Origin of the sequence: Exiguobacterium sp. s28, from assembly GCF_018618135.1 — a bacterium.
In the GTDB taxonomy this organism is placed as follows: Bacteria; Bacillota; Bacilli; order Exiguobacteriales; family Exiguobacteriaceae; genus Exiguobacterium; species Exiguobacterium mexicanum_A.
In genome coordinates this window covers 1-1,294 of sequence record NZ_JACSLL010000033.1, presented here as the reverse complement: position 1 = coordinate 1,294, position 1,294 = coordinate 1, and the positions used below count along the sequence as shown (strand labels likewise).

The following is a 1,294-nucleotide window of genomic DNA, read 5'->3' as shown; positions in this document are numbered from 1 at the left end:
TTGGCTCATCACCATAACACGTGGTTGCTATTTTAACGACCAAGCTCGAAGCGTAATCTCAAAAAGAAACGTTCGAGGTTTCGGTAGCCATAACCACGGCGTTTGATAAGCTTGATTTTGTTGTTCGTTCCTTCCATCTTTCCGTTCGATAGACTGGACACGATTGTTCGACGCATCGCTTCCTCTCGGTTCTGGATCGATTTCGCGATCTTCGCCAGAGGCCCGCAAGGATGGGACTGATAACGATCCAACCAATCGGTCAGTCGACGTTTCGCCTGTCCATGGCACGTGGCCTTCAGCACATATCGAATATGTTGAAGTCCTTGATAGAGGTCCCGGGTGAACGGATCTTCCCGAAGGCAAGAATCGGCGACCTCCCGGTCTTCGGGGGACAGCGTCTCCGGACGACAGGCGAGAGCACGGTCAATCACACGGACATGATGGTGACGTTTCACCTCGTTCAAAAAACGACGCCGACGGCGAAGGGCGTCCGTGAAGAACTGGATGAGATGGAAACGATCCAGCACATGTTTCGCATCCGGGAAGACATGTGCGACGGCCTTCGCCATTGTCGGTGCAAAGTCACTGACGACAGAACGGATGTCTCCGGCTATGCCTTGGAGTGCAGCCGTGATGGCCGTGACGTCCCTTCCCGGGACAATGGACAGGAGCCGACCACTCTCCGCATCGAGGGCGATTGTCGCATAGTGATGTCCTTTTCGTGTGGCGAACTCGTCGATGAGGACGTCTGTCGTATGCTTCTCTGTCTCTACTGAGGCGTACCGATAAAACCATCGTTCCACCGTCGTGTAAGGTAATCCCTATTCACGCGCTACATCTGAGATCGTCCTACCGTGGCAACGTTCTGCGATGCCTTTCCGGAACACCTCGGTGGAGGTGCGGACGAGCCCGAGACCGTAGTCATACACGAACGTCAAATCACAAGAGAAGCATCTTTGACGTGGGACATCCAGCTCAATCCAGAGTATACCGACGTTCCATGCGTGACCGTGTCGGAAGCGACGTCGCCTTTTCGAATGCAGGACTGTCTTTCTCTGGCAAAGCGGGCAAGGGATGTCGTGTCGATCCGGGATGACCGGGAAAACGTTCGGTTCTTCGTCTGAAGACATCTGGATCTGAAAAAGGTCTGGAAGTGGAAGAAGTAATTTGATAAACTGTTGGGACAAAGCGAAAACTCCAATCGTGGTTTGTCTAGGCAACAATTACGATACCGGGGTTTTCGCTTTTTTTCTATGTTCAATTCAAAATCTGATGGATTTTATGCGTCAACCAC

The 1,294-nt window shown here is 52.2% G+C and carries 1 protein-coding gene; it reads right to left on the bottom strand.

Annotation, left to right across the window (positions count from 1 at the left end):
* Positions 1–32: 32 nt before the first annotated feature.
* The gene (locus tag KNP78_RS15520) at positions 33–803 is read right to left on the bottom strand and encodes an ISL3 family transposase (protein ID WP_084592806.1); all 771 of its coding nucleotides are present in this window, start codon (positions 801–803) and stop codon (positions 33–35) included.
* Between the last annotated feature and the right edge of the window lie 491 nt (positions 804–1,294).